This is a genomic window from Permianibacter aggregans, from assembly GCF_009756665.1.
GTDB lineage: Bacteria > Pseudomonadota > Gammaproteobacteria > Enterobacterales > Permianibacteraceae > Permianibacter > Permianibacter aggregans.
Genome location: NZ_CP037953.1, coordinates 1,978,703 through 2,003,737, shown reverse-complemented (window position 1 = coordinate 2,003,737; position 25,035 = coordinate 1,978,703). Strand labels below are relative to the sequence as shown.

Below are 25,035 nucleotides of genomic sequence, written 5' to 3'. Positions count from 1 at the left end.
GAAAGAGGTCAAATTGATTTACTTAGAGTGTAGAGGTGCGTTCACCTGTGTTGCTGGCTTTCCTATGTTCATACCGTCGGTGCTTTGACGATTCAGTCATAAATTTTGCTTCAAGTATGCCAATCAAGTTTAATACCAAGATTAGGATGAATCGCGAGATTTCGGTTCTCGCTTTCCACTGCGAATGAGTTAGTAGTGGCTACAGAAAAATGGACTCTGTAAGCGCTATCGTGAGAACACTTATAGTGATTTCAGCTTCGCGAAATGGCGTTGAAGTTCAGTTAAAGAAAAGCTTTCAGTGAATAGTTAATCATGAAACAACATCTCGTCGCCCTGCTCAGGCAATTGCCAATAAACTTTTTGGCGATTACTGGCCTATTGATATTCGGTACGCTCTGTGGGAGGCAAAGCAGCGCTTTCTTTCCCGCCGGCATAAAGACCGGCGAGGTGTTGGCACGCACCGTTGTGCTGAGCGAAGCCGGTAATCCGATTTTCGTTGTGTTCGATAAAGAGGGCAAAATTGCCGAGGAGATTGGCGAAGCCGCAGGAGACCTGGAAGGCGCGTTCATGCTCAGTGTCGGCAGTTACAACGCCTATGTCGATCAGATGAATGAGTACCTGTCCGATAAAGACGGCATCGGCAAAGGTTCTTACTTGATGACGCGCGATGATTATCTGAGCGCCGAATTCAAAACCCTCGACCAACAGCACGTCCTGCAAAAGCCGAACTTGCGTCCCGACACCACCGCCGTTGTCGTCCGTGGTCAGGAAACCTTACTCAGCAAAGACGACAATCCGCTGTTGATGGAAGCACCGATCAATCTGTTCGACGCCAGTCTGCAGAGCGAAGAACTGCGCTCCATGCTGATCAATAAAGAAGGCGAAACGGTAAAGGTTACAGCGCTGAACATTGGCTACAAGGCGGAATATTACAAAGACCCCGACAATCGAAAAGATCCGCTCGGCCCGGTACCCGGTATTGTCATTCAGGGTGGCTTTTATGCCTTGGGCGGTGAGCCCGGTGACGTGACCAACAATGAAGGGCGATACACTTTTGGCTATGTGATGCCGCCTTGTCCCGGGTTCACTTTTGAATACACGACTAATATATACGCAAAGTTGTATTACAAAAACTTCCATCCGCGTGGAGCCAAGTTCGGCACGTATCACATGATGCGTCAGGGCTGGGATTTTTGTGACGGCTTGGCTGACGTAGCGCCCGGATTAACGTTGGGCGGTTTGATGGCACAAGTAAACGCAATCGCAATGCGAGCAGCTCGAGCCGTTCCCGTCGCACGCAATACTTTCTCTATCGATGTTTACATGGTCACCGGTCAAGCCGTGGTAGCCAATCCCGACGGTCAATCGATCGAGATGACGGACAAAACCGAGTACGGTTACGAACAACCGGATTTCGCTACCATCATTCATAACTATGATGAAAATGGCGACGGTACACCCGATGTCGGCTACGACTTCGATGGTGATGGCAAACAGGAAAAAATCGTTCTTGGTAATCTGGTTTGGAACGAAGAGAAGCAGCGCGACGACTTTGTCACTGCCGGTGATGGTCAATATCAGGGTATCTATCTGTCTTCCGGTTCACGCTCACCAGAAGCCGAAGACCCGGAGCTGAAGCAACCCGACTTTACCCGCCTTCGCGACCGTCAGGCCGATTTCACCCATCAGGGTCTGCTGAAAACCATCAGCAAAGAAGATCTGAAAAAGACGGATCTGTATATCTTCCGTGAATCCAATGGCCAGCTCATTACCGAGCGTCGCGGCATGAAAACGGAAGAACTGTTCAATGACGGTGATGTCGACGAAGAAAAGAAAAAAATCTATTACCGCGTCATGATTCGCGGCGCGATGGATGCTGGCAACCCATTGAGGGGTAACTTTACGGATTGGCAAGCCAAAGCCAAAATGAACCCGGAACTGTATCAGCGCAAAGCCGATCACCTGCGTCCTGGCGAAAACCTTCGCATCATTCTGATTAACCGCAAACCGGTTACATCGGTAGCCTGACCACACCGCTGAAAAACATCAACCAAGGCGGCTATGGCGCCATCAGCTTTCCGATTGCCGAAATCAAAATGCTGCCGCCCAATCTTTCGGTTCGGGTCGAGCGCCGCACCACAGTTGAGCATGGTTTAACTAAGAACGAAGAACGGCACTACCAAGTCGGTTACGAAGGCGGCGCCACCGCGAACGACAATGTCATCGAAATCTTCACCGAGTGGTACGAGCAAGATGGTCGTCCATTGCCAGAAGAGTTGGGCGAGTATGGCTACACGGGCCGCTTAGCAAAAATCGTTGCCGAGAACGAACTAGCGCCAGAAGGCGGCGATCTGGCCAACTTCACGATCAAGCCGGGCAAAAACCGGCAAGTGATTCGGGTGAAGGATGAAGCCATCACCCGCGAGCACTACTACGTGCACGTGCATGCCGAAAGCAAAAACAACAACCCGGACTTCGCGACGCTCGGCGCTGGCGAAGGCAAGCTGCAATACCGACCGGCCCATTACGTGCCATTCAAGGTCGCAGTATTTGACGAGAAAGCTACGATCATCTCGCGCAACGCCTGGCGTCAAGCGCGTCAGGAAGGCCAGGTAACCGGCCGTTTCCCGCTGCCGGCCTATCGCTGGTTATACCGCCCGGAAATGCAGTTCAGTTTGTTTGAACTGCAAATGAAGAAAATTCTGCACGGCGCCGATGGCGAGCAAGGCGAAGACATGCTTCACGCCGAAACGCCAGGACTATCAAACGTCGATGACTTCGTTAACTTAAGTTACAACTTATTGATCAACGATATTGCGCCTCTGCCTCTCTTGGGCGAAGAGCGTGAGTTGCTATTTGCAATAGGTGAGCAAGAGTTAGCGGCCACGGTGGGTTCGGATCAACAGCTCCGATTCCGTAACCTCAATCATTTTACTGCATTGCGACCTGAAGATTTCCTGACGATGCGGTTGTATTTCAATCACGACCCAGAAAACCTGCTGTGGGAGTTCGCATTTGAGTACTTGGCTCTCAGCACAACAATCGTTGGTTCACCCGCACATGGCGGAGGTTTGTTTCGGGTCTCCGCAGACGAGCCAACGGTACCCATGGTTTCATGGTTGGTTGGCTATGGTCAGCGAGATAAGAAATACAAATCCCCGAGAACACTTCGCTGGGTGGCAGAAGGAACGCAAGCCGCATTCGAGAATGAAGAAGTTGATCAGGAAAATGGCGTATTCACCGCAACCGTCGCTATGCCAAGAACGGCGGGAGCCAGGACAACAGTAAATGCGATTCTCGAAGGAAATCCGGACATTATCGCAAAATGGGGCGAGATCTTGGTTGTGCCAGGTGAGCCTCATGACCTACAAACAACGGTTGATGGTGAAATGCATATTGAAAGGCATGGCACCGTAACGGTTGACGTAACATCTGTGGACAAATACAACAACAAAGTGGCAGACGGAACGCAGATAGCCTACGAAGTTATCGGCCCTGTTAATATTGAGACAAAGCAAGACGAATTCATTGACGGTAAAGCACGTATTGTTTTGTCTGGCGATTCACTGGTTGACCCGGAAGCGAAGCTGACCATCCGTGTAGGTGAGTTAACAAGAGAGATTCCGCTACAGGTTAAGCCTCTTAAAGTTACGTGGGAAGCCTTGCCACCTACGTTTGAAACAAGGAAGACCTACAATCTATCTGTAAAGGTAACAACGGAAGCCGGTGAACCGGCAGCGGGTGTTGACGTCATCTTTGATTCCAATTTTGGCAAGTTTGAGCAGGGCCTGCCCAAAACGGACGCGCAAGGTATTGCGACGATACGATTCTTCACCGGACTGCATGAAAAAACCGGCCGAGTATCAGCAAGAGTCGGACTTGTTGAAGCAAAGCATAAAGAAGTCACGCCAAGCTCACCAATTCCCCAAAAAGCGAACACCTCAGAAACTATCCTGGTTGGTGACGCGACAATTGATGGTGCGGTCGAGTACGTTCGATATGACGGTTTGAGAATTGGCGTGCCTTATCGCGCGAAAGCCAATGTCCTCATCAACGACAATGTCGGTAGTCAGCATGATTTAAAAATTGGCAGTTTAGCCGAACCAAACCGAGCGCCGCTTGCGTCCTATTTTTTGAATCAACTGGATTACACCGTTGTTCCTGATGAAACCGGTTTGCACCATGGTCGTGGCGAAAAAGTAACTTTGGTGGGTGACCATCCTCTAGGAATGGGGCAAAGTCTGTTCTTCGGTGCAGATGCAAAAGTTGAGGTCACCGCAAAACCTTCTCTGCAACCAGCCGATGGATTGGGTTTCAGGCTCGATATCAAACCATACCAACCTGGTGACGTCATCAAGCTGGCAGCGGGTACTCAGAAAGTCGAATATACCGCTGACAACAGAATCCAGTTTACGGTAACCACTACTGCGGGGCCGGTTTCCATCGCCTCGCACGTACTCAGCTTGAATGAATGGCACACCGTCGGCGCCCGCGTGCTGAATGGCCAGTTGGAGCTGGAAGTAAATGGCCAGGCCGCAACGCCAGTTGCCGTACCGAATCCCCTTGCCTACGGCTTTGGCCAGGGTATCGAGATGGGTGGTTTCGAAGGCCTGCTGTCAAGCGTAAGCCTTTATGACTGGCGTTCTTCTCCGCTGGTGAAGTTCAGTGAGAATGGTCAGGAACAACTCTCATTCACCGTCGCTGACGGTGAAGGCGGAAATGCTATTAGTGTCGAGAGTACCGGTGCGTTAAATTCGGCTCAGCAAGACAGTGCCATCCGTACTTTACGTGTTGGTCTGACGCTGGCTTCTGAGCAGCACTACATTTCTCTAGTTGACCGGGATTTCTACGGCGAACTAATGGGCAGCGCTGTAGCCCATGGCAGTAGCGCGCCTCCCGTTCAGTTCGATGAAAACGGCCAATTGATTGTCCGTAATCAGTTCAAAGCCGTTCCTCTATGGGACAGCGTTATTCCCGTCGCCCATGCCGGCATATTCGACTGGATTGCGGAAAATGCCTGGGAGATTTTCACTGAGGCGATAGGCTTCGTTATCCCATTCAATGAAGCTAAAAGCTTGTTCGAACAAGTCGGTTACATGATGGACAACGAATGGGACAAGGTGAACTACGTTACGCTGACGTTCGACGCCATGAGCATTTTGAGCTTCGTGGCGCCACCGATTCGAGCCGCCATGGTACCGCTCAGGAGAATCATCGCTCCTTTGGCCAATAAGCCGTTTGTCAAAGCCATTGGTGGTGTCATTGGCACTTATGCAGGCAAGTTAAGAAAAGGGAAGTTTGATGACCTGCTAAAGTTGGTGCCGTACTTCATGATCTTGGGAGAAATGGCCTTTGATGAAGAAGGTCGAGAAGCACTTCTGGTCATGTTTAACGCTATCGAAAGCGCAGATGACTTCATCGTCTGGGTTGATTACCTGAGTCTGCCAGCATTGGGTTGGGATGGTGAGGGCGAACCGCCGCCGGTCGATACCGAAGGTGAGCCGGTTGATGATGTAGTGGTAGCGGCAAACTTCGAATTTGAAATGCGTCAGCCCAATCTGATGGATGGCATTTTCCCGAAAGCCTACGCGGCAAAGCCAAGTAAAGCGCGTATCGCGGGTAAAGGCGCAACGAAGCTGGTTTCCGGTGCTGCTGCGACCAAGGCAGCGCGTGAGCGGCCGAAAGAAATTACCCATAGCATGAAATCCATTCGCGAACTGATGTTGGAGGGAGGTAGTAAAGGTCTACGCAAGATGATCTTTAATCCGAGCTTGATGATTGCGAACTTGAGAAAAAAGGCGAGTGATTCGGCATACGGTGTAACGGCGCTACTAACGGGTAAATCCAACGCGCGTCTTCATCCGGCATTGATTATCGGCATATTTGTTTATCTTGAAGACAGGATGCATGACTGTGAGATCTCCAAGAAGCTCAAGCTCCAGGGGTGCATACCTATACCAGAGCATTCCCCACTCCTCCTGGAGCACCACGAAATTCGGACAGGAAAACCTGAGGGAGAGAAATACTCCGCACTTCATAACGAAATTGACGAACTATTCAGCAGGGTAATCATTGATGCTGCATCCAAACCGTCAGAGCTTGAGCAGGAAGAGGATGAAGAAGGAACAAGTTATGCGACATATGTGCAGGGCTACGCGCAAGGTGCAATGTGGCATTTGGCGATGATCGCTTTTCACCATGCCTCATACGAGGTAACGGGAAAACAGCCCATTGTTGCGATTGAGCGTGGCGTGTTAATGGAGGTCTATGGTAAGGAGGTAGGAGGAAAACTTGAAGCTACCACAACACTTGCGAGCGGCAGGCCGATTCGTGGAGTGGATATTGAACTGGGAAATGGAGGTGACGGCTCAGACAATACTTGGGTTGAGGTTAAGAGCCTGAGGGATATTACTGCCAATACAAAAGGCAAGCATGAATGTCAGTGGAGCCCTTGGGTGATGTTAAGGGGCGACACTTACACCAAGCCAAATATCGCAAACACAGGATGCAAAACAAAGAGTACCTACGGAAAGCAATTCTTTTTGGATGCACGTGCAACCGCGAAGTTCTCTCAAACACAGGAAGGCAAAACTTATGCCGACGACATGAAGTGGCTGCTTCAGAATTTCAAGGTAAACAGTAAGACGTTTAAGCGGAAAGAAAAGCCATATACAATAAAACCGGAGAAGAGTTTTTCCAAGGCAACTTATGATCGTACGGTAACCTTGTTAAGGCGAATGGCGGAGCCCGCTGGTACAAAACTGAATCTTGGTGGGAATATTGAGGTCACCAATGGACTGGTTTCAAAAAGCTATGTTGAGTCACGTCTTCGCCGAGCAACGTTTATTGAACTGATCTCGGGGCAGATAAAAGATAAGTTTCTGAAGAACCTGCCGCAAGAAGTTATTGACGAAATGATGCAAGAAGAGTTTACCGATGAATAAAGTCTGGCAACTGGACAAACCTGAGTGGGTAAAACGCAGAAAAGCGATGTGGTTAGCAACCAAAGAATACCACGACATTGCTATATCTCGTGCCGAGCTAAATGCGCGAAAAGCATTTTTCCTAACCGGGGCGGTTGCCGGCCTTGAGGACGCAGACGAAGAAGAACGGATCTGGACATTTATTGGCGAAGACTGGGAGCGATTCACATTGTTGCCTCGCTGCGACAGAGCCATCTACACTGAGCTGCTAGATGGCATTCTTGAGGCCGAAAATTATAATCGGTTAATAATCCTTTATCGTTTTATAGGCAGACGATTCGGCAGAATCTACGAGGCTCAGCAATGGTTTGGAACCGAGTTTGGCTATATGGACGGCATGGAGCGGGAATTCTTCCGCTATCTATTGCCGGAAAGGTTTGACAACGAGAAGCATCAAAAAGAGGTTGAGGAAAAATTCGTCAATGGCCGAACCTTTCTTTCGCCACTACAAGTCTTTGATTTATTGGTGGACGAGGGGTTTGGTTTTCTGACGCACTCTTCGGCTAATCCTCATCACCCGATACAGGACTTGGTGGATTACTGGGCTTCGGCAATGCCGTATTTCTCATTCTCTGACAAACCGTTAGTAGTCAATGATGGTTACGTGAGGGAAACGAAGTCGGCTGAACAGGCCGCAAAAACGTTCTGTCAGGCAGTTAGATTTTTTGAAGATCCGAGAGACTATGCCAGCAATAGTACACTGGCAATGGATTTCCGAAACAAGATCTTTATGAAGCTTGAGCAAGGCACTGGCTGCAAAGAACTAGATGATATATGGCAGTGGACTGCTGGCACAGATGGGCGACAATTAGGAAGAAGCTTGGGGCACAGTCTTCCTAAGGAGCGACTGCTTTTCAACCCCAGAGCAACGCCAAAAGCTATCAAAGAAATCCAACGAATCACGTGTTCTCCTTATTTGAGCGATTATCGCTTCAACCCCAATGAGGTTAGGTTAGTTGAAGTCAGCGAGTTTGTTGATTATTCACTACGAGTGCTCTTGGGTTACGTAAAAGACGGGGATCACAACAAAGCAAAGATTCCAGCTTACCACTATAAGTTCCGCCTGCCGCAAGCGCTTCTTTTTAACAGCGAAGAAGATCTGGTGGTTGATATAAATTTTCTATGGCTGATTCCAAAGGAAGCCAGCTCGAACCGCATGGAGCTTGTCCCAAAGTTAGTACTCTTCTATTCATTTCCTCGAATTAAGAAAACGCTTAATCATAATGTTCTTCAAGGTATAAAGCTAAGAAGACTATTCTGGCAATTGCGGTCGGAGCACAATCTTCCACTTTCTACGGTGGGTTGCGGTTCGGCGCAGTTCGTCTGGCCAGACAATACAGTCAATATTCCCCATGGCAGCGAGCTGTATTCAAGTGTTGGTTTCGAGTCAGCAGGAATAATGGTCGGTGATGAGAAACAGACCTGCAAAGAGAGTGCTGACGCAAAGTCCTGGTTTTACGAATTTCCGGACTATAAAGGCGACCACCCTTTCGCTGACCTTGATAAGTTTTTAAAAGAGGTGCTTTCGCCATAAGTAGATTGCAATGTGAGTGTTTTTAGAAAGAGTTTTCCAGTCCACAAATTAAGGGCTTACACTTGGAATACCATGTTTACATCAAAGTCGAGTGTCAGAGCGCGGAAGCTCTTGAAAGACTCCAGCGCGTCTTGGATCCGAGAAAGCGAATAGAGTTTGAGGATGAAGTACCTGAGCAGGATCTGGATTGGTGGCGAAAAACTAACGACTGTGAATTGCCAACTAGGCTAGAAGTGAGTCACGAAGGAGCCTTGCTGCTAAGTTACGAGCTTCCGAATGTAGAGCCAGAATATTTCGAGCATTTTTCACAACTACTCTCCACACTTTGCGGACAGGTTTGTTTGCAGTGGGAGGGCGAGAATGACGAAGATATTGAGCTGATATTCTCAAACGGTAAGCTAATGAAGGAGCGAAGGGTTTGATAAGCCTTCTGTCGGAGTTTCCTGACTAGTTCGGAATTAGGAGTTGACCTTAAACTTAGGGTCATGCTTTCGTTTATCCGGTCAATAAATGGATGTTGGGGTCAGGCCTTACATTTGACACAACGACCTTTGAGGCGTAAGTTTATCGGAACAGTTCTCCAAGGATTAGGAAGCGTTCATGGCAAGGCCATTGCGCATTGAATTTGCCGGTGCGCTATATCACGTGACAGCACGTGGAAATGCGCAACAAGACATCTATTTAGACGATAGCGACCGAGAGCTATTTCTTTCGCTACTAAACAACGCCGTTCGACGATTCGACTGGTATTGTCACGCGTATTGTTTGATGCGCAATCATTATCATCTGCTGATTGAAACTAACACTGCCAGCCTCTCCAAAGGCATGAAATACCTGAATGGCACCTATACCCAAGCCTTTAATAGAATCCACCAGCGTGTGGGTCACGTTTTTCAGGGACGCTTCAAAGCTATCCTGGTTCAGAAAGAAAACTACCTATTGGAATTGTCCCGATACATCGTGCTAAACCCCGTGAGGGCGCGCATGGTGCGTGAGGCGAAAAATTGGCCATGGAGTAGCTATCAAGCAACGGCAGGCTTGACTGAAACGGCGGCCTGCCTGACGACAGATTGGATTCTGGCCGGCTTTGCCAAAACCAAGGCGGTCGCTCAGCGCCGGTATGCCGAGTTTGTTCAGCAAGGCAAAAGCCAGCCATCGCCTTGGGAGCAACTCAGCAATCAGATTTATCTTGGTGATGAGCGATTTATACAGGACATGCAGTGCCGAATCGACCCCGAGCAGCCATTAAAAGATATTCCAAAGAAACAAAAGCAGGCGCCTATCAAGCCATTAGCTTACTACCAAAACAAATACACAGAATCAAAAACGGCAATGGCCAAGGCATATCTCAGTGGGCATTACACCTTAGAGCAGGTCGGCAACCATTTTGGCGTAAGCTATGCGACCGTTAGTCGTGCCGTAAAGCAGTTGGAGTCGGAGAAGTGAATGATGTCAAATGTAAGGCCTGACCCCAATGTTCCCTCAGCGCCGGTATGCCGAGTTTGTTCAGCAAGGCAAAAGCCAGCCATCGCCTTGGGAGCAACTCAGCAATCAGATTTATCTTGGTGATGAGCGATTTATACAGGACATGCAGTGCCGAATCGACCCCGAGCAGCCATTAAAAGATATTCCAAAGAAACAAAAGCAGGCGCCTATCAAGCCATTAGCTTACTACCAAAACAAATACACAGAATCAAAAACGGCAATGGCCAAGGCATATCTCAGTGGGCATTACACCTTAGAGCAGGTCGGCAACCATTTTGGCGTAAGCTATGCGACCGTTAGTCGTGCCGTAAAGCAGTTGGAGTCGGAGAAGTGAATGATGTCAAATGTAAGGCCTGACCCCAATGTTCCCACTTGCTCTCGAGCACCACACTGTTCCGGGTGGCGTACCCGAGGGCCTGAAGCATTCCGCATTGCATAACGAAATTGATAAACTTTTCCTGATCGTGATTAAGGATGCGGCATCCAAACCAGAAAAGCTGGGAGAAGAAGATGGTGAGAATGAGTCGGACTTCGCGACCTATGTACAAGGCTACGCGCAAGGTGCGATGTGGCATTTGGCGATGATTGCATTTCACCATGCCTCTTACGAAGTGACTGGAGAACAGCCGATAGTTGCGTTAGAGCGAGGAGTTAGGATGGATCTTTACGAGGCAGAAGACAATGGAGTGCTAAAAGTCACAACAAAGCTCGCACGAGGTAAGCCTTTGCGTAAAGTAGATATAGAACTAGGCAATGGTAGTGACGGCACGGACAATACCTGGGTTGAGGTGAAAAGCTTGGGTGAAATTACCGTCAACACAAAAAGCAAGCATGAATGCCAGTGGACACCATGGGTTATGTTGCAAGGTGACACTTATGACAAACCCAATATTTCCAACACGACGGCAAATGGCTGTAAAACAAGAAGCCTTTACGCAAAACAATTCTTCCTGGACGCTAGAGCCACCACCATGTTCACCGCTGCCCAAGAGGGAACAACCTATGCGAAAGACATGAAATGGCTTCTGCAGAACTTCAAGGTGAATAGCAAGACGTTCAAACGGAAGAACAAGCCCTATACAATCAAAGCGGAGAAGAGTTACTCGAAAGTGACCTATGATCGCACCGTATCCTTGCTGAGGCGAATGTCTGAACCTGCGGCCACGAAGTTGAATCTGGGCGGGATTGTTGACACATCAAATGGACTGGTTTCAAAGAACTTTGTTGAATCGCACCTTCGTCGAGCCACGTTTGTCGAGCTAATCAAAGGGCAGATTCAGGACAAGTTCTTGAAAGACCTACCGCAAGAAATCATAGATGAAATGATGCAGGAAGAGTTTGTTGATGAATAACATCTGGCAACTGGATAATCCGGAGTGGGTAAAGCGCAGAAAGGCGATGTGGCTCGCGACTAAGGACTACCATGGCTGGGGTGTGACTCGCGCCGAGCTTAACGCTCGAAAAGCGTTTTTCCTGACGGGGGCTGTAGCTGGTCTTGAAGGTGCCGACGAGGAGGAGCGGCTCTGGACATATATCGGCGAAGACTGGGGCCGTTTCACTCTTCTACCTCGCTGCGATATATCGGTTTACTCAGAGCTGTTGGATAGCATTCTGGAGGCTGAAAACTACAATCGGTTAACTATCCTTTATCGCTTTGTGGCTCAGAGAGTTGGCGAAATTCATGAGGCGCAGCAATGGTTTGGTTCCGAGTTCGGCTACATGGATGGCATGGAGCGGGAGTTCTTTCGCTACGTATTGCCAGAGAAGTTCGATAACGAAAAACATCAAAAAGAAATCGAAGAAAACTTCGCCAATAGCCGTACTTATCTAACGCCACTTCAAGCTTTTGATTTAATGGTCGAAGATGGCTTCGGATTTTTGACCCATTCATCGGCCAACCCCCATCACCCGATACAGGACTTCGTCGATTACTGGGTCTCGGCTATGCCATACTTTTCATTTTCCGATAAGCCGTTAATGGTAAACGATGGATACGTAAGAAAAACAAAATCAGCAGAACAAGCGGCAAAAGCATTCTGCCAGGTAGTGCGGTTTTTTGAAGACCCGCGTGATTATGCCGGTGACAACACGTTGGCGCGAGATTTTCGCGACAAGATATTTGAACAGCTTGAGCAAGGTACCGGTTGCAAGGAGTTGGATGAAATATGGCAGTGGACTGCTAGCAAAGAAGGGAATCAGCTGGCGAGAGGCTTGGGGTCTGATTTTCCTGAAGCGCGTTTGCTTTTTAAACTCGACGCAAAACCAAGGATAATTAGGGATTTGCAAAAGTTTTTTTACCTTCATTCGAATAGCGACTCCGAGTTTGCTCCCGAGAGGATTAGGGTAGTCGAGATCAGCGAATATATAAACTATAGGCTTCGGGCATTGCTTGGATATGTGAAGGCTGGAGAGCATAGCAATCCACATATCCCTGCCTACCACTATAAATTCCGTTTACCGCAGTCACTTTTGTTTAGCGATGAAAACGATTTAATTATTGATGTGGAGTTACTCTGGTTAATTCCAAAGGACTTGGCTCAGAATTACAGTGAACTTGTGCCAAAGATGGCGCTATTCCGCTCGTTGGCACGCTATAAGAAAACATTAGTTAGGAATGTGCTTCAAGGCATGAAGTTAAGGAAGTTATTCTGGCGATTACACTCAGAGCACAATTTGCCGCTTTCCACCATAGGTTGTGGCTCAGCACAGATTGAATGGCCGGACAATACCGTTAATATCGTTCATGGTAGCGAACTTTACTCAAGTGTTGGGTTTGAGTCGGCGATGATAATGGTCGGCGATGAGAAAAAGACCTGCATAGAGAGTGCGGACGCCAAGTCTTGGTTTTACGAGTTTCCGGAGTATAAAGGCGACCACCCGTTGGTTGATCTTGACGCATTTATTAAGGAAGTGCTGTCGCCATAAATAAATAGTTTGCAATGTGTTAAGAAGCCATCCCACAACAAGCCTGGGCGACGGAATCGCAGTTTACAAGTCGTAAACGCGGATTCCGAGCAACCCATTCGCGAAGCTCTCCGAACTCCATGTATTTTGAGGGGCTTCAAGAAAGACTTTACCCATCCACAAATAAAGGGCTAACACTTGGAATACCATGTTTACATCAAAGTCGAGTGTCAGAGTACAGAAGCTCTAGAAAGGCTCCAGCGCGTCTTGGATCCGAAAGAGCGTGTAGAGTTTGAGGATGAAGTACCTGAGCAGGATCTGGATTGGTGGCGAAAAACTAACGACTGTGAATTGCCAACTAGGCTAGAAGTGAGTCACGAAGGAGCCTTGCTGCTAAGTTACGAGCTTCCGAATGTAGATCCAGAATATTTCGAGCATTTTTCACAACTACTCTCCACACTTTGCGGACAGGTTTGTTTGCAGTGGGAGGGCGAGAATGACGAAGATATTGAGCTGATATTCTCAAACGGTAAGCTAATGAAGGAGCGAAGGGTTTGATAAGCCTTCTGTCGGAGTTTCCTGACTAGTTCGGAATTAGGAGTTGACCTTAAACTTAGGGTCATGCTTTCGTTTATCCGGTCAATAAATGCGTAGATATTTATGGCGGTGTCGTTTTGCTGCCATGCTTTTCAGTTGATTTATGGTCGCGATGATTGGGTTTATCCATTGTCGGAATCGAATAGGTACCGATGTGACCTGCAACCACGCGCCCCACGCGTCCGGCTAGAATCAGAGTTAGCTACGGATAACTTCTAACGGCAAATTCTCAAGCTCACACCGTGCTGTCTTGTTACCTTGGCCGTTTTTTTGTCAACTGCTAGGTAAGTCTGCCTTGCTGCTGGTGCTCTCAGCGACTCATGACAGCCCGTGATGCGTGGTCAACCGGTATGCGGCGCGTGCTTCCAGCGAAAAGTTGGACCCAAATGAGCGCTCCGCTTCATATCGCCAAGCAAAAACATGAAAACCAAAAAGCTCGAATCTGCGTCTCATCTTTCATTACTTCAAATAGTTTTTCGGCCGCGAGATTTCGAGCTAACCATTGCGTGATTTGCGAAAGATGGTGCAAACGGATCTCGTTACAAAGGGGGCTCAAGATGACACGAATAAGCTATCACATCGCAGGTGCTTTTTTCGCTTTGACAAGTATGGTCATGGCGATAAGCGTCCAGGCCTCGTCGTGTCGGGACACCAAGCCTTATCAGGATGCGCGGGCGATTATCGAAGAGCTCGGCAGGATTGTCGCGCCCAACGGCGTGCAGGAGTCTTACAAAACCCGCATTGGTGGTATTGAGCAATGGCTGAATGTCAGAGGTCAGGATAAAGCCAATCCAATGATTCTGTTTGTCCATGGTGGCCCGGCTTCGCCAGCGATGCCGAGCATCTGGCAGTTTCAACGGCCAATCGAGGAATATTTTACCGTTGTGAACTGGGATCAGCGCGGTGCCGGAAAAACGTTCAGTGAAACGGAACCAGAAAGCATTAGCGATACGATTCATATTGAGCGCTTTGTTGACGATGCCATTGAGCTCGCTGAATTTTTGCGCAAACGTTATCACAAAGAAAAAATCATTCTGATGGGACATAGCTGGGGAACGATCATCGGTTTCAAAGCGGCGTTGAAGCGACCGGAGCTGTTCCATGCTTATGTCGGCATTGGGCAGGTGATCAACACCCGCGATAACGAGCGCATCAGTTTCGAGTACGGTTTGGCCCAAGCCAAAGCCCACGGCAATACCGAAGCGATAAAGGCGCTTGAGGCGATTGCCCCATACCCAGGTGAGCAACCGATCACGCGTGAACGCATCATCGTGGCACGCACCTGGCCACAGCATTACGGTGGCCTGACGGCATTTCGCGATAACTCCACTTATTATTATCGTGCGCCGCTATTGTCTCCCGAATACCAGGCAGACGATGTTTGCGCGATCAACAAAGGCAATGTGTTTACTTTGGGGCGAGTGTTACCGGAATTTCTGGACGTGGACTTCAAGCCGATAACGAAATTCCCGATTCCGGTCGTCATGTTCATGGGGCGGCATGATTACACGACGCCGTCCGAGCCAACGGCTAGCTGGCTGAAAAACGTTGACGCGCCGTACAAACAAGCGGTCTGGTTTGAGCGCTCGGCACATATGGTGCCTTGGGAGGAGCCAGGCAAAACCCTGATCAGTTTGCTGAGTTATGTACGACCCTTGGCCATGGCGAAGCCAGAATAGGCGAAACACCAGTGGCGGCTCTACGTGCTGCGGTAAAGGCTGGCTGGGTAGCACGCAGGCGAATCCAACTGAAGGCGCTGACACGATGTTGTCAGCATTGTCGCATCTGATGGATCTGCCCCGGCCAGCGTCACAGCGCGGCGTACCTTTCTGCCCCATCAGGACAATAACGATTTGGACTGTACGGACTTGAACTAAACTGCATTATTCCTGTTGATGGAGAGGCAGTGATGGAGCCGCTCGGGATCAATAACGCCACCACTCGTCCGGCCGTTTTTCACTGGCTTTCGCAGCTCCGTATACCCGCATTTGCACTCGATTTACAGGGACAGGTGGCCGGCTGGAACGAAGCGTTGGTGACGCTGACCGGTGTGCCGCAGGCGATGATGCTTGGTCGCAAGGATCCTTGGCTGGCATTCAGCGAAACGTCACAAATGTTGACGGCCCAGTCATTATTGCAGCAGTTTCAGCAAGCACAGCGACGTGGGCAGGTGCTACCGGAATGCATTCACGAGGCCGGTCAATATCTGCTGCCACATAATCGCCGTGAATGTTTACTGGTCAGCGATGCCACTTTGCTGCGGGACGAGCGGGGCGTTATCTGCGGTGTGCTGCAGCTGATTCAGGATCGCAGCGAGCAGGAAAAAGCAGCGACCCGTTTTCGGCGCCTGTTCACCGCTTCACCTGACCCGGTCTGGATTATCGAAAACAATACCTTCGTTGATTGCAACGACGCCGCTGTGTCGATGCTCGGTTACGCCAGCCGTGAGCAATTGCTGAACACTCATCCATCGAAGCTGTCACCCGAGTTCCAGCCGGACGGTATGAGCTCCTATGAAAAAGCTGAGCTGATGATGAAGCTGGCAACGCAAAATGGCCTGCACCGATTTGAATGGGTGCATACCCGCGCTGACGGCACCGACTTCGATGCCGAAGTAACACTGGCGCGGCTGGAAATTGGCGGCAATCATGCCATCTATTGCACCTGGCGCGACATTACCGAGCGCAAGAAATCCGAGTCGGCCGTAAGGCTGTACGCTTCGGTTTTTCAGAACAGCGGCGAAGCCATATTGATCACTGACCCGCAAAATCGCATCGTAGCGGTCAATCCGTCACTGTGTCGGCTCACCGGTTACAGCGAAGAGGAATTGCATGGCAAGAACCCGCGAGTATTGTCGGCCGGGCGGTCGCCAAAATCGACATATGAGCAACTATGGGCGGCGTTGAACTCCGAGCGGTTCTGGCAGGGCGAGCTTTGGGATCGGCGCAAAGATGGCAGCGTGTTTGTCAAATGGGCGGCAATCAGCGTCAATGTCGATGACGCCGGCAACGTGGTCAATTACATCGCTTCGTACAATGACATCTCCGAACGCAAAGAAGCGGAAGCGCGTATCGATTGGCTGGCCCATCACGATGCCTTGACTGAGCTACTGAACCGCCATGGGCTGGCACAACAACTGAAACAAGTGATTGCCAGCGCACAACGCAATAAGCAACAGCTGGCGCTTATTTTCCTCGACCTCGACCGGTTCAAAACCATCAACGATACGCTGGGTCATCATATTGGTGATCAATTATTGGCAGAGGTAGCGCGGCGGCTGCGGGCATTGTTGCGTGAATCCGATGTCATTGCCCGGCTTGGTGGCGATGAGTTTGTCATGGCCCTAACCGAGCTGAACTCTGCCAATCAATCGATGGCCGTAGTACGCAAACTGGAGGCCAAACTCAACGAACCCTATTTGATTGACGGACGTTTATTGCACCTGACGCCAAGCATGGGGGTCGCGTTGTATCCTGATGATGCAACCTGCGCAGACGAACTGATGAGGCAGGCCGACACCGCGATGTATCACGCCAAGGAAAGCGGCCGTAACAACACGCAGTACTATGCCGCAGAAATGGGACAGCGCGCTGTGGTGCGCATGGAGCTGGAGCGCGAACTATGGCGTGCGCTGGATAGCGATCAGTTCACTCTATATTATCAACCGATTATGTGTGCTCAGGATGGGACGATATGCGGCGCCGAAGCGCTGTTGCGCTGGCATCATCCGGAACGTGGCATGATTTCTCCGGCCGAGTTCATTCCAGTGGCCGAAGAATGCGGAGCGATTTTAAAACTCGGTGCCTGGGTGCTGGATGAAGCGTGCCGACAAATGCAGGCCTGGCAAACGGCAGGCATCGCCCCTGCGCGTATCGCCGTCAACATCTCTGCCCATCAATTGCGTCAGGATGGTTTACTGCAATGGGTTGGCGAGTGCCTGGCCAGGTATCAATTGTCGGCAGAATGTCTGACCTTGGAAGTTACCGAAACCGCAGCAATGGAGCGGCCGGAAAATGCCATCGCGATACTGAATGCGCTACGGCAAATGGGGGTCGAACTTGCCATTGATGATTTCGGTACCGGCTATTCGTCATTGGCGTACTTGCAGTCGCTACCTATTCAGAGCTTGAAACTCGACCGCCGCTTTGTCATGCACATGTGTGTGAACGAAAGTGACGCCGACATTGCGGCCGCGTCGATCGCATTGGCACAAAAGCTCGGTTTGAAGGTGGTGGCCGAAGGCGTGGAAACGGTCGCGCAGCGCGATGCCTTGGTGGCTCAAGGTTGCGACATGCTGCAAGGTTTCTTGTTCAGCAAGCCAGTGCCGGCGACGCAGTGGCCAGCATTGATCGCTAAATTGTCTCGCTGTTGAGTATCGATGGTTTTTGGCAACACTGAGTTTCCGACTGGCAATCGCCAAACTTAATCTGCATAGTGTTGGTAACGACCGCACCTCCACAGCAGAAATTTCCGAATGAAAATCGATCACATCACCTTGCTGGTTTCTTCGTTGGAAGCCAGCATGTCGTATTACAACGCCCTGTTACCGTTATTGGGATTCACCAAGAGCAAAGATCATATATGGACCGACGGTAAGGGCTTTTTCTTCCAGTTCATGCAGGCAAAACCCGAGACGCGTCCTTACGAGCGATATGGTGCTGGCATGAACCACTTGGGTTTTGGCGCTGATTCACCCGAGCAGGTGCAGGCGATTCGTTCGGCAATGGCCGAGGCGGGCTTTCCGGTGCCAGAGATTCAACATTTGAAAGGCGCGACAGCGCTATTTATGAAAGACCCGGATGGCATACGATTTGAGATTACTTACCACCCACCCGGAATGGCTGTTGTCGATTGATCATGAACTCGACTCAGCGTCGGAAAGCATGGCCTGAAATCCGCCATTATCCACGCTAATCAGCATTGCCCAAACACGCGGCGTGATAGCGCAGATGGTCGTCGATAAAGCTGGCGATAAAATAATAACTGTGATCGTAACCGGGTTGCCGTCGTAGCGTCAGCGGGTATCCGTGCTTCGCGGCAGCTTGCTCCAATGCTTCGGGTTTCAGTTGTTCTTGCAAAAAATTATCGGCCTCGCCTTGGTCTATCAAAATGGGTACGCGATCTCCAGGCTTATTAGCGCTTGATTGCGCCATCAGTTCGCAAGCATCCCACTGTCGCCAAGAGGACCGGTTGTTACCGAGGTAACGCCTGAACGCTTTTTCTCCCCATGGGCATTGCATCGGGTTGCTGATTGGGGCAAACGCCGAAATCGATTGATAACGCGCTGGATGACGTAACGCAGCGACCAGCGCGCCATGACCACCCATGGAATGGCCACTGATGCCACGCCGACCGGAAAATGGCAGCTTCGTTTCGATTAATGTCGGCAGTTCCTGTACTACGTAATCGTGCATTTGATAATGCGTTCGCCAAGGCTCTTGTGTGGCGTTCAAATAAAAACCGGCGCCATGACCAAAATCCCAGGCACCATCCGGATCGCCCGGTACCTCCTTACCGCGCGGACTGGTATCAGGAGCGACGATGATCAAGCCGAGCTCTGCTGCCATTCGATGTGCGCCAGCTTTTTGCATAAAGTTTTCATCGGTGCAGGTCAGCCCGGAAAGCCAGTACAGCACTGGGCATGCATTCCCTTCTTTCGCCGCTGGTGGCAAATACACCGCGAAGACCATTTCGCAATGCACGGTTTCAGAGACGTGTCGATAGCGTTGGTGCAGGCCACCGAAACTTTTCTGTTCGGCAATTTTTTCCATTTCACGACTCCGCTTTGTGGTGTTGATGCTATTTATCCATATGAATCACAGAGCGTATGCTTTTGCCCTGATGCAACAACTCGAAAGCGTCGTTGATGTCACTCAATGGCAGATTGTGGGTGATGAAGACATCAAGCGGAATTTCTCCGGCCTGCGCTTTCCGCACGTACTCGGGCAATTCGCTGCGGCCCCTAACGCCACCGAATGCGCTACCGCGCCAGACCCGACCGGTGACCAGTTGAAATGGCCGTGTCGAAATTTCCTGACCGGCGCCGGCGACACCGATAATCGTCGATTCGCCCCAGCCTTTATGGCAGCACTCCAGCGCCGCGCGCATCAACTTGACATTACCGACGCACTCGAATGAGTAGTCAACGCCGCCATCGGTCAGCTCAACGATAACTTCCTGAATCGGTTTGTCGAAATCATTTGGATTGACGCAATCGGTAGCACCCAATTGTTTTGCCAAAGCAAATTTACCGGGATTGATATCGATAGCGATAATGCGTTTGGCTTGTGCCAATTTCGCGCCGATGATGACGGCAAGACCAATTCCTCCAAGTCCGAACACGGCGACCGTTGAGTCGGCTTGCACCTTTGCCGTATTGCGCACCGCACCGATGCCGGTGGTAACGCCACAGCCCAGCAAACACACTTTTTCCAGCGGCGCCTCTTTCGGAATTTTTGCCAGGGCAATTTCCGGCACGACGGTGTACTCGGAGAATGTCGATGTACCCATGTAGTGATAAATCGGTTTGCCCTGATACCAAAAGCGCGTGCTGCCGTCGGGCATCAAACCTTTGCCCTGAGTGGCGCGAATCGCTTGGCACAAATTGGTTTTGCCGGACAAACAGAATTTGCATTGTCGACACTCTGGTGTGTACAGCGGGATGACGTGGTCGCCGACCGCTACCGACGTTACGCCTTCACCAAGCGCTTCGACCACGCCGCCGCCTTCGTGGCCGAGTATGGCCGGGAACAATCCTTCCGGATCATCACCAGACAAGGTAAAGGCGTCGGTGTGACAAACGCCGGTAGCGACAATGCGCACCAATACTTCGCCGGCTTTCGGTGGCGCCACATCCACTTCAACGATTTGTAATGCTTGCTTCGGGCCAAATGCCACGGCCGCGCGCGATTTGATGCTCATCCTTCACTCCGTCGACAAGTGTTCACCTTGGCAGTTTTTGCTGACATGCACATGACTTTCTGTGCAGCGGAAGCTCGCTACCTTGCATTGTGATAATTGGCCGGAATCCAGTCGTAGCCTTTGTTTTCCGGACGCAGATGGCCAATACCCGGAAACGAAATATGGGCGGCAGCGCCCCAGTGACCGTTGTTGACCGCCGCATCGAAGGCTTTGCGTCGTTCGACGACGGCGGCTCTCGGATCGCTGTCGAACTGAATGGCGATATCCGGATTGCCCATTTGCACCGGCGCCACATGAATCAAGTCACCCCAGAACACCATCTTCTGACCTTCGCTTTCAACGACGTACGTGGTGTGGCCCGGTGTATGGGCGCGGGTGACTTCGGCACGAATGCCCGGCAGCAATTCGGTGTTGCCGCTGAATGGTTTGAAGCGGCCAGCGTCTTGATAAGGCTTGAATGACATTTGCGCGCCTTTGAACGCGCCGCGGCGTTCTTCCGGTACCGACTCCATTTTTTCTTTGCTGAGCCAGTGCTCGGCATCTTGTTGTTCAGCGCGCACGATGGCGTTTGGAAAGGTCGCTTTGCCATTTGCCGTCAAACCGCCGACATGATCGCCATGCATATGGGTGATATAAATTTCGTTGACCTGTTCCGGCTGGTAACCGGCCGCTTTCAAGGCTTCCGGTACTTTACCCAAAGTCGGGCCGAACAGAGTACCGGCGCCGGTATCGATCAGCACCAACTTCTCACCAGTGTTAATCAAGAACGCATTCACTGACGTCATCACCGGTGCCGACAGGTAGTGATAATCGAGCGCCTTGTTGATTTGCTCAGGTGTGGTGTTCAGCAACAGTTTGTCGGCGGGCATTTCGAAAGTCCCGTCGGACAACGCGGTGATTTCGAATTTGCCGAGCATCATCCGGTAGTAACCGGGTGCCTGGGTTTTTACTTGTGGCACGGCGGCCTGAACGGTGAACGCCAGCGACGCCGTTGTCGCGATGATGATGTGTTTAACGCTATGGGTGGAATTGAACATGCTCACTCCTTGTCTCGATTGGTTGGCAGTCGCGGTAAAACACGGGCGCCCCGGTATTCGGCATTCCTGTACGGCAAGATAGTACAAACAGATGTATTGATGATCTGCCACATCGATCAGTGGTTCGGCGGTGGCGGCAGCCGCGATGCACATGCTTTGCTGACGCTCCGCACAATGCACCCTGATAGTAGCGGCAAAACGCATTGATGGCACGCTTGTCATATCAACGACAAATTCAATGAGCCCACACCTGCGCTCCGCTGCCGTTCACGTGCACGGGCATTTTCCACCTTCGCTGCTGCTGGACAAACGCTGATCCGATGACTATTACTTTTCTGTGCGGCGCGCCGAATCGGTGCATGTCGCCGTTTGCGTCAGGTGCTCGGTCGCCCATCTCGACGCCGCTTTTACAGTCAAGAAAAACCAGGTGCACGCGCAGATGACCAGCATGACATTTCCATACCCATTTTTCGCGATGTTCACGACAGTTATCGTGCAGTCCTCTGCGATGTGAACGCCGTGGATAAGCCTATCTCAAATCATGAAACCGAAGTGATCAGAGAACGTCTGGAATTGGCGTTGGAGGCAGCCGGTCTCGATCTGTGGGAAAACGATCTGATCTCCGGTGTGGTGACCAAGAAAGCGAGCAAAGTGTTTGCCGAGCTCGGTTACAGCGAGGCGGAAGGGGCGGCGTTGGTTGAAGACATCTTTCGTATTGTTCACCCTGATGATGTCGATTTGTTGAAAACAGCGGTGGCCGATCATCTGAGCGGCAAGACAGCGCAGTATCGCAGTGAATTTCGGGTGAAAGCAAAGAACGGCACATGGATTTGGTACGGTAATTACGGGCGTATCATGGATGCAGGAAAGCCCGACGGTGGCCGGCGTTTGATTGGCGTCACGTTCAACATTCACGAGCGCAAATGTCGTGAGCAAGAAATCGAACTGATGAACCGCCAGCTGCAGGATCAGAATCAATTGCTGGAGCGAGCCAACGAGCAACTGCTGACGCTGGCGATCACTGATTCACTGACTGGCATCTACAACCGTCGCAAATTTATCGAGGCGGGCGAAAGTGAATTTCATCGTGCCCATCGTCAACAAACCGGCTTGTCATTGCTGATGCTCGACGTTGACAACTTCAAGGAGGTCAACGATACCTGGGGACATGCTGCCGGTGATGCCGCGCTGCGCGCCATTGCCGCCGTCTGCCGTTTGAGTGTTCGTCATCAGGTGGATACGTTGGCGCGTATCGGTGGTGAGGAATTTGGCATCGTGCTGCCGCAAGTGAATCTTGATGAGGCCTTCAATATGGCTGAGCGCCTGCGCCGTTCGGTTGCGGAAATGCCGATGCCTGGCGAGCCAGGTGAGTTCGATCAACTGCGCTGTTCGGTCAGCATTGGTGTCGTGTCGATGAGCGAGCAATGGCAGAGCTTTGAGCATATGTTGCAGCACGCCGACAAGGCGCTGTACCTGGCAAAGCAAAGTGGCCGCAATACCGTTCGGGCTGTGCAACAAGGTTCGCCTTGATGACCGGCAAGCGTCGCGCAAGCGGTGACGCATGCAATGCTGCACCGACGCATCGGAAAATCTGCTTGCGTCGGCAATGCGCGGTACCGTAGCCCGAATTGATCTTAAGGATTGAGCAAACATAGAAACAATGCCTGCTCCAGAGCGACCTGGTAACTCAAGTTTCGACCTGCAACGGTTTCAGCGAAACCGGGTAGTGCATATCGCAAAAATTGTCTTGTTGGCGTTGCTGCTGACGCTCGCCAAAGCGCTGTTCAGTGGTTCGACTATTACCATTGCGACACTTTCAGTCGCCGTGTCGTTGGTGGCGGGCGCCTATTGGCTGGCAAGACGCGGCGCCACGCATCAGGCCGCCGCCATACTGATTGGCAGTTTGATTGCGACCTTGAGTCTTCTGGTGTTGAGCAATGGTGGCATCCACGATGAAGCGATGCTGGCGTTTCCTGCCCTGCTGGTGTTTGCCGCGCTGGTCGGCAACAAATGGTTGATGTGGGCGATAACGCTGTGGACACTACTTTTCATTGCGTTGTTGGCCTGGTTGCATAGCCGCGGCTGGTTTGCCGGACTTTCGGCAGTGCGTGGTTACAGCGCCTATTTTTACACGGCCATCATTCTGCTGGTGACGGCGATCAGTGTTGGCTGGCTCGCCAGTGATTTACGCAATGTGCTGATCACGTTAAACAGCGAGCACCAAAAACTGATCGATTCACAAGCGGAAATATCGCATATGGCGCACCACGATGCGCTGACCGGTTTGCCCAATCGCTTATTGATTCAGGATCGCTTTCAACAAGTGGTGGCTCGCTCGCAACGGCATAACAGCAAAGCCGCACTGATGTTTCTTGATCTCGACAACTTCAAGACCGTCAACGATACCCACGGTCATTTCACCGGTGACAAGTTGCTGAAACAAATCGCTGATGCGCTCTCTGAAACCCTGCGTGCCAGTGACACCGTCGGGCGTCAGGGCGGCGATGAGTTTTTGGTGCTGCTCGATGAGTTACGCGGCGATGCTGACGCGGCCCATATTGCCGAAAAGCTGATCGCCAAAGTGGAGCAAACTGGTCGTGAGTTCGATGCCAGTTGCCAGCTCAGCTGCTCGATTGGCATTGCCGTTTATCCGCTAGATGCCAGCGATTTTGAAACGCTGCTGAAGAAAGCCGATGTCGCGATGTATGCCGCCAAACGCGGTGGTCGTCAGCATCACCGCTTTTACGAACCGTCGATGGCCTCGCGCATTGAGTCGCGACACGGCAAGCCGCGTTGACGGTTTAGAGCAGCTGTCGTTGTCGCAATTGTTGGTCGTGAATTCTGCCGAGCAGCAGTAGCGCCAATATCGCGCCGAGCAATGCAAAAGCCATATCGGCTTGGGTATCCCAGACATAACCTTGCGTGCCGAGAAATGATTCGGCGGCTTCTTCGGACAGCAGCGCCACCCACCATTCAATCAATTCGTAAAACGCGCTGACGGCCAGGCAAATGCAAACGATAAAAAAGCTGCGCCAGGCGTTTGAGGCCACGATGGCGTAGCGCAACAATACTTCACGGGCGATCAGCGCCGGCACAAAGCCCTGCAGAAAATGCCCGAGTTTGTCGAAGTTATTGCGCTCCCAGCCAAACACCGGTTTCAGCGCATCGAAAAACGGCACCTCAGCATAGGTGTAATGACCGCCGATCATCAGTATCACACAGTGCAGAAGAATCAACGCGTACAGCAGCGGTGTCAGCGGAAACCGCTTGTAGGTAAACGCCAGAATCAGACCGCCAGCGACTGCTGGTGAAACCTCCAGTGCCCAGGTCGGGTAGTCCTTAGGGTTGACCCCGGACCAGATCAGCACCAGCAAGAAAATGGCAATCCAGATAATTTTCATTTGGTGTCCTTAACCGGCTCTTTTGTCTGCGGCGACACGTCGAAGTGTAGAGCCAAAAACTGGACTGATTGGTACGGTTCTGCTGCCCACGGCCCGACTTATGCCAAAAAACCACGAGAAATGTGCGTGAAGCCGACCAAAGCCGGATGACCCTCAGCGAAGTTTTTCGCATA

The 25,035-nt window shown here is 51.0% G+C and carries 17 protein-coding genes; 13 read left to right on the top strand and 4 right to left on the bottom strand.

Annotated elements, in window-relative coordinates; genetic code table 11:
• Positions 1-312: 312 nt before the first annotated feature.
• The 11 genes from E2H98_RS09115 (at position 313) to E2H98_RS09065 (ending at position 18,358) form a co-directional block, all read left to right on the top strand.
• Positions 313-2,028: a hypothetical protein gene (locus tag E2H98_RS09115; RefSeq protein WP_157591317.1), complete on the top strand. Its 1,716-nt coding sequence runs from the start codon at positions 313-315 to the stop codon at positions 2,026-2,028.
• A gap of 68 nt (positions 2,029-2,096) precedes the next feature.
• Positions 2,097-6,944 (top strand): hypothetical protein, encoded by a 4,848-nt coding sequence (locus tag E2H98_RS09110; protein WP_157591316.1) that lies wholly within the window; start codon positions 2,097-2,099, stop codon positions 6,942-6,944.
• A complete protein-coding gene (locus E2H98_RS09105; RefSeq protein WP_133591237.1) occupies positions 6,937-8,517 on the top strand; it encodes a hypothetical protein in 1,581 nt (526 codons plus the stop codon). The genes E2H98_RS09110 and E2H98_RS09105 overlap by 8 nt, the downstream gene beginning before the upstream one ends.
• Before the next feature lie 600 nt (positions 8,518-9,117).
• Positions 9,118-9,963 (top strand): transposase, encoded by an 846-nt coding sequence (locus E2H98_RS09100; protein WP_157591315.1) that lies wholly within the window; start codon positions 9,118-9,120, stop codon positions 9,961-9,963.
• 28 nt (positions 9,964-9,991) lie between these two features.
• A complete protein-coding gene (locus E2H98_RS09095) occupies positions 9,992-10,336 on the top strand; it encodes a hypothetical protein (RefSeq protein WP_133591239.1) in 345 nt (114 codons plus the stop codon).
• A gap of 28 nt (positions 10,337-10,364) precedes the next feature.
• On the top strand, positions 10,365-11,354 hold the full coding sequence (locus tag E2H98_RS09090; protein ID WP_133591241.1) for a hypothetical protein: 990 nt from the start codon (positions 10,365-10,367) through the stop codon (positions 11,352-11,354).
• Positions 11,347-12,927, top strand: coding sequence for a hypothetical protein (locus tag E2H98_RS09085; RefSeq protein WP_133591243.1), 1,581 nt, complete (start codon positions 11,347-11,349; stop codon positions 12,925-12,927). The genes E2H98_RS09090 and E2H98_RS09085 overlap by 8 nt, the downstream gene beginning before the upstream one ends.
• Positions 12,928-13,104: 177 nt before the next feature.
• Positions 13,105-13,464 carry a hypothetical protein gene (locus tag E2H98_RS09080; protein WP_133591244.1) on the top strand — a complete coding sequence of 120 codons (360 nt, stop codon included), beginning with the start codon at positions 13,105-13,107 and terminating at the stop codon, positions 13,462-13,464.
• 653 nt (positions 13,465-14,117) lie between these two features.
• Complete coding sequence (locus E2H98_RS09075; RefSeq protein ID WP_198325277.1) at positions 14,118-15,182, top strand: alpha/beta fold hydrolase; 1,065 nt, start codon at positions 14,118-14,120, stop codon at positions 15,180-15,182.
• Positions 15,183-15,412: 230 nt separating this feature from the next.
• The gene (locus E2H98_RS09070; protein WP_133591246.1) at positions 15,413-17,875 is read left to right on the top strand and encodes a sensor domain-containing protein; all 2,463 of its coding nucleotides are present in this window, start codon (positions 15,413-15,415) and stop codon (positions 17,873-17,875) included.
• Between the two features lie 102 nt (positions 17,876-17,977).
• Positions 17,978-18,358, top strand: a complete 381-nt coding sequence (locus E2H98_RS09065) for a VOC family protein (RefSeq protein ID WP_133591248.1) — start codon at positions 17,978-17,980, stop codon at positions 18,356-18,358.
• Between the two features lie 55 nt (positions 18,359-18,413).
• Here the strand turns inward: E2H98_RS09065 and fghA are convergent, their stop codons facing one another.
• The 3 genes from fghA to E2H98_RS09050 all read right to left on the bottom strand — a co-directional run bounded on the left by fghA (position 18,414) and on the right by E2H98_RS09050 (position 21,461).
• A complete protein-coding gene (gene fghA / locus E2H98_RS09060; protein ID WP_133591250.1) occupies positions 18,414-19,274 on the bottom strand; it encodes an S-formylglutathione hydrolase in 861 nt (286 codons plus the stop codon).
• 28 nt (positions 19,275-19,302) lie between these two features.
• Positions 19,303-20,424 carry an S-(hydroxymethyl)glutathione dehydrogenase/class III alcohol dehydrogenase gene (locus E2H98_RS09055; protein ID WP_133591252.1) on the bottom strand — a complete coding sequence of 374 codons (1,122 nt, stop codon included), beginning with the start codon at positions 20,422-20,424 and terminating at the stop codon, positions 19,303-19,305.
• A gap of 77 nt (positions 20,425-20,501) precedes the next feature.
• Positions 20,502-21,461 carry an MBL fold metallo-hydrolase gene (locus E2H98_RS09050; protein WP_133591254.1) on the bottom strand — a complete coding sequence of 320 codons (960 nt, stop codon included), beginning with the start codon at positions 21,459-21,461 and terminating at the stop codon, positions 20,502-20,504.
• A gap of 552 nt (positions 21,462-22,013) precedes the next feature.
• Between E2H98_RS09050 and E2H98_RS09045 the strand changes: the two genes are divergently transcribed.
• Positions 22,014-22,991 carry a sensor domain-containing diguanylate cyclase gene (locus tag E2H98_RS09045; RefSeq protein ID WP_133591256.1) on the top strand — a complete coding sequence of 326 codons (978 nt, stop codon included), beginning with the start codon at positions 22,014-22,016 and terminating at the stop codon, positions 22,989-22,991.
• A 196-nt stretch (positions 22,992-23,187) separates the two neighbouring features.
• Positions 23,188-24,258 (top strand): GGDEF domain-containing protein, encoded by a 1,071-nt coding sequence (locus E2H98_RS09040; RefSeq protein WP_157591314.1) that lies wholly within the window; start codon positions 23,188-23,190, stop codon positions 24,256-24,258.
• A gap of 4 nt (positions 24,259-24,262) precedes the next feature.
• Here the strand turns inward: E2H98_RS09040 and E2H98_RS09035 are convergent, their stop codons facing one another.
• A complete protein-coding gene (locus E2H98_RS09035; protein WP_133591260.1) occupies positions 24,263-24,862 on the bottom strand; it encodes a DUF2238 domain-containing protein in 600 nt (199 codons plus the stop codon).
• Between the last annotated feature and the right edge of the window lie 173 nt (positions 24,863-25,035).